The organism is Hydrocoleum sp. CS-953 (genome assembly GCF_002260545.1).
Classification (GTDB): domain Bacteria; phylum Cyanobacteriota; class Cyanobacteriia; order Cyanobacteriales; family Microcoleaceae; genus Trichodesmium.
This window is the reverse complement of record NZ_LGSU01000790.1, coordinates 1-4665: the sequence shown is the minus strand read 5'-3', so window position 1 is coordinate 4665 and position 4665 is coordinate 1. Positions and strand designations below refer to the sequence as shown.

Annotated in this window: 3 protein-coding genes; all 3 read right to left on the bottom strand. The window is 32.5% G+C overall.

Annotation, left to right across the window (positions count from 1 at the left end; all coding sequences use genetic code 11):
* Positions 1-1262 (bottom strand): pentapeptide repeat-containing protein (locus AFK68_RS09815; RefSeq protein ID WP_094672550.1); only part of this gene is annotated, 1262 nt, incomplete at its 3' end.
* A 1774-nt stretch (positions 1263-3036) separates the two neighbouring features.
* Positions 3037-4015: pentapeptide repeat-containing protein (locus AFK68_RS09805; RefSeq protein WP_246844093.1), on the bottom strand; the 979-nt coding region annotated here is incomplete at its 3' end.
* 44 nt (positions 4016-4059) lie between these two features.
* Positions 4060-4363 (bottom strand): pentapeptide repeat-containing protein (locus AFK68_RS41410; protein WP_246844092.1); only part of this gene is annotated, 304 nt, incomplete at its 3' end.
* Between the last annotated feature and the right edge of the window lie 302 nt (positions 4364-4665).

Sequence of the window (4665 nt, the reverse complement as noted above, 5' to 3'; positions counted from 1 at the left end):
AATTCTAATATTTTGGCATTGATTTTTTGTAAAGGGTGATTTTTGACAATTTCTATAATGTTAACTTGAGCTTTTTTAGCATCAGCAAAAGGTAATATCACTATAAATGCTAGTATAAATAACAGTTCATCACTGTCTACTCTAAAATTCAAAATAGTTCTTTGGTAGTTAACTTCAATACTAGGAGGACGATTAATAAAATCGTAATCCTTAGCCAAGTGATAGTAAGTTGTAGTAAGAGCCACATTAGCTTTCAAGTCTAAAGTTGAATCAACAATAATTTGAACTATTGGGGATTGATGGTTAAAAAATCTCTTAGATTCTGCTGATGATTTAAAGCGATAAACTTGACTACGATCGCCATTGGGACTAACATCAATCCATTCACAAACAATATCTTCCGCTTTAAGATTTAATCTAGGAACTTCATAAAGTTTTGCTCCAGTTAAAATTGCTCCTGATAAATCTACTCCCACTAAATCAGCTCTGACTAAATTGGCTTCGCTTAAATCAGCATGAACTAGACTAGCATTGGTTAATTTTGTGTTAGTTAAATTCGCTCCGCGAAGATTTGCTCCACTCAATTTAACATTACTGAGGTCGGCATCAGTTAAATCAGCTCCATTGAGAATAGCCCACCTGAGATTTGCCCCATTAAATGTGGTATTCCTAAGATTAGCCATACTAAGGTGAGCCTGTCTCAATTCAGCATTGGTAAAATTAGCCCCCTCTAGATCTGCTTTTGTCAGATCGGCATTGTGGAGGTCAGCTTTTTCTAGATTAGTTCTTTGTGCTAGAGCAAATCTGAGATTTACGCCACTCAGGTTGGTTTGACTTAAGTTAGCTTCTGTGATATTTGCTTCTCTCATGTCGGCCCCACTAAGATTGGCTCGCCTAAGATTAGCTAGAGTTAATTCTACTCTAACTAACTCTCCTTTAACTAGGGTAGCTTCTACTAATTCAGCTTCACTCAGATTAGCTCGGACTAGATTGGCCACATTGAGAGTTGCTTGATTTAATATAGCCTTTTTCAGATTGGCACTACTAAGACGGGCTATATTGAGATTAGCTTTAGTAAGATTGGCTTCACTGAGATTTGCACCACTGAGATTACAAACAAATAAAGTAGCATTACTAAGATTAGTTTTGCTCAAGTTCATCTGACTCAGGTTGACTTCTGTCAAGTTAATGGCAGCAAAATTTCTTTTTCCTTGTGCATATTTTTTGACTAATTCGTATCTTTTTAATATTTCTTCTGACATTTGTTATTAAGTAGTCAAGTTTACTAGATATAGCAATTCTTATACTGGTGATGTACAAAATTCTAGGTTTTAGGGAATAGGGAACAGGTCATTTCAGTTAGCCTCCTNTTGACTAATTCGTATCTTTTTAATATTTCTTCTGACATTTGTTATTAAGTAGTCAAGTTTACTAGATATAGCAATTCTTATACTGGTGATGTACAAAATTCTAGGTTTTAGGGAATAGGGAACAGGTCATTTCAGTTAGCCTCCTCCGGAGGAACTGCGCAATTCAGTTATCAGTACCTCTGGGGCTAACCCAGAGGCTTGAAATAATGAACTGTTATCTTTTCATCTTCTTAAAAGGGGAGACTTTAGACATTATTTTCTAGTAAAAAGAAAGAAAAGATAAGAGTGCACCTCACGCTTACTAAAAAAACCTATAGTTTTTTCAATTGTTTTTAAGATGATTATAATTACGGTGTATTTGTCAATAAAAAATCAAACCTGTGTATAAGCTGGGTAACGGTTATAATAAAGGGTTTTTGACTTCATTTTGGATAAATATCTACTGACCGAAAAATTTGGGTTAATAGCCTCCTCTCTTAAGGGGATAAAAAAAGAATATTCCGTATTTCAAGCCTCCTGGTTTAACAGGAAGTACTGATAACTTGTAACTTGTAACTTGTAACTTGTAACTGAATTGCGCAGTTCCTCCGACAGGAGGCTAACTGAAATGACNAACAGGAAGTACTGATAACTTGTAACTTGTAACTTGTAACTTGTAACTGAATTGCGCAGTTCCTCCGACAGGAGGCTAACTGAAATGACATACCCTATTCTCTATTCCCTAGAAACACAGTTTTCTAACATTTTTTGATCGAATTGGTATTAGATTTGTTCGGAATTTGACTCTTTTAGAGGTTTATCACTATGAGTACCATAAATTACAGCAGTTTTCATTTTAGTAGAACAAAGTAGGGACGTTCCATGGAACGTCCCTACAAGGGTTGTCGTTTTGACTATGTACTTCATCTACCTGAAAACCTCTATAAACAATTGATTCAAGTGTTTTTCCCCAAAACCTCATACCAAATATCACTGATGTTTGGTATGTTTTATCTGTTACTTAATATTAAAATCTTTCTAACTTATGACTTATATTTTATGACTCCTGACAAAAAAAATCTATAGCACAACTTTTGATATTTGGTCAAATTATTTTTTTGCCTCGATCTGCTCCTAATTTTATACAGTAAAATCTAGTTATTCAGAAAAATTTTTGACAAATAATACTAGGTTTTTATGAAATTGTTGACGATTTATAAAAGAGTTGACTAAGTATTCTTGATTTATATCTTTTTTGATTAAAAAATTAGAGATGGCTTCGGTATAATCTAAACTATTTGTGACACAAAAATCTTGTCCTATTGAATTAACTATCTTAATTTTTATAAGGGAACTGAAAAACTTTAAATTTTGTATTTGAGGAGGTTGAGTATTATTAGCTTTTAGTTCATCAATTATTCTTTTCATTTTATTAAGGCTTACCCTAATCTTAGCAAAACGATTGGATGTTCTAACATCTAAATTTCTAGAGTAGTCTTGGAAAATTTGCTCGATTAATTCTAAAAAATAATTTTGAGTTAATGTAGATACTTTAAATGGATAAATCATCAGATATGCAGTAGGAAATAACTGCTCATCTTTATCTACTCGAATTGATAGTATAGTTTTTTGATAATTTACTTCGATATTAGGAGGTAATCCCAAAAGATTATACTGTTTATAAATNCCGAAAATGTAGATACTTTAAATGGATAAATCATCAGATATGCAGTAGGAAATAACTGCTCATCTTTATCTACTCGAATTGATAGTATAGTTTTTTGATAATTTACTTCGATATTAGGAGGTAATCCCAAAAGATTATACTGTTTATAAATTTGACGATAGATAGCAGCTAAAGCCAAATGAGAATCAGGATCTAAAGGTGCATCAACCGTAACTTTTACAGTTGGTTGACTAGCATTAAAAAAAAGCTTAGATTGTTCTGGAGTCAAGTTGATAATTTTACTACCATCACCATTGACACTCATATCAACCCAATTACAAGTAATATTTTCCGCAATTATCCTAAATCGTGATACTCCATAAAGCTTACTACCTGTTAGGGTTGCTGATGTTAAATCTACTCCTTCACAACTAACATAAATTAAATTACTTTTGGTTAAATCAGCATTAACTAAAACAGCATTAGATAAATTAGAATTATGTAAGTTTGCCCCATGTAAATTTACGCTATTGAGTATAGCTGAATCAAGATTAGCTCCATTCAAATTAGCTCCTGTTAAATCAGCCTCTGTTAAATTAGCTCCTTTCAAATTAGCCTGACTTAAATTAGAGAGAGAGAGATTAGCTTGTGTAAGTTCAGCATTATTAAAATTAACTCCTCTCAAATCAGCTTTACTAAGATTTGCTCTATGTAAATTAGCTCTTTCTAAGTTAGCATTGGCTAGACAAGAACTTCGTAAACGGGCAGAATGTAAATCTACTAATTGTAGGTTAGCTTGTTTTAAAATAGCTTCTCTTAAATCAGCCTCTGTTAAATTAGCACCTTTGAGATTAGCATTACTCATATTTGCCCGAATTAACTCTGCTCGAATTAACTTGGCTTCAATTAATTCAGCATTGCTTAAATCAGCTTGAATTAGATTAGTAAGGTTGAGATTTGCACCGTTAAGTTTAGCGTGGGTAAGATTAATTTTAGTCAGTCTGGATACATTTAGTTTGGCTCCATTCAGGTTAGCTTCACTANACTTGGCTTCAATTAATTCAGCATTGCTTAAATCAGCTTGAATTAGATTAGTAAGGTTGAGATTTGCACCGTTAAGTTTAGCGTGGGTAAGATTAATTTTAGTCAGTCTGGATACATTTAGTTTGGCTCCATTCAGGTTAGCTTCACTAAGATTAGCTTCAGTCAAATTAGTCAGATTTAATACTGCTTGACTTAAATTAATCTGATTGAGATTAACTTTGCTAAGATTGGCTTCACATAGAATAATACCTGTAAAGTTTTTTTCTCCTTTTGTGTATTGTTGAAGTATTTCTTCTCGATTCATACTTTTAGAATATATTTGACACTTGATTTTTTTGCTTGGAGTATGGATTTGAATAGCTAAAATATACTATTTTTACTTTGCTGCCTTTCTAGAGAAATAAAACAAGAAAATCCTTAATATTGTTTGACTTTATTTTTTTGACATTATACCAAGGGCGATAAATGTTTTTTACATAAGGTAGAAGGAAAAGGGAAGAAGGAAGAAATATTCAATCACAACAGGGAAAAATGATAAATACTTTGACAGTATCTATTATTTTGCACACCTTTTTGTTGTATTCTTTTTTCTAGCCTAGTATTATC